Origin of the sequence: Methylophaga sp. UBA4204 (assembly GCF_002379485.1) — a bacterium.
Lineage (GTDB): Bacteria > Pseudomonadota > Gammaproteobacteria > Nitrosococcales > Methylophagaceae > Methylophaga.
Genome location: NZ_DFTU01000002.1, coordinates 1128 through 1456 on the forward strand (window position 1 = coordinate 1128; position 329 = coordinate 1456).

Annotated in this window: 1 protein-coding gene; it reads right to left on the bottom strand. The window is 47.7% G+C overall.

Annotation, left to right across the window (positions count from 1 at the left end; all coding sequences use genetic code 11):
• A partial coding sequence (locus B3182_RS00295; RefSeq protein WP_292751090.1) for a helicase-related protein occupies positions 1-329 on the bottom strand: 329 nt, incomplete at both ends.

A 329-nucleotide genomic window follows, 5' to 3' on the forward strand; every position in this document is an offset into this window, starting at 1 on the left:
GTATCGTAAGGAATATCGTAGTTGACCACATGGCTCATGCGTTCGATATCCAGACCACGTGCAGCGACGTCGGTGGCAATCAGGATATCAATACTGCCTTTTTTCATGCGTTCGATGGTTTTTTCACGCAATGCCTGATTCATATCGCCATTAATCGCCGAAGCAGAATAACCACGAGCTTCCAGCTTTTCAGCCAGCTCAACAGTGGCGTTTTTAGTGCGCACGAAGATGATCATGCCATCAAAGTCTTCGACTTCCAGAATGCGGGTTAACGCATCCAGTTTGTGCATACCGGTTACTTGCCAGTAACGCTGGTTAATGGTGGTGAC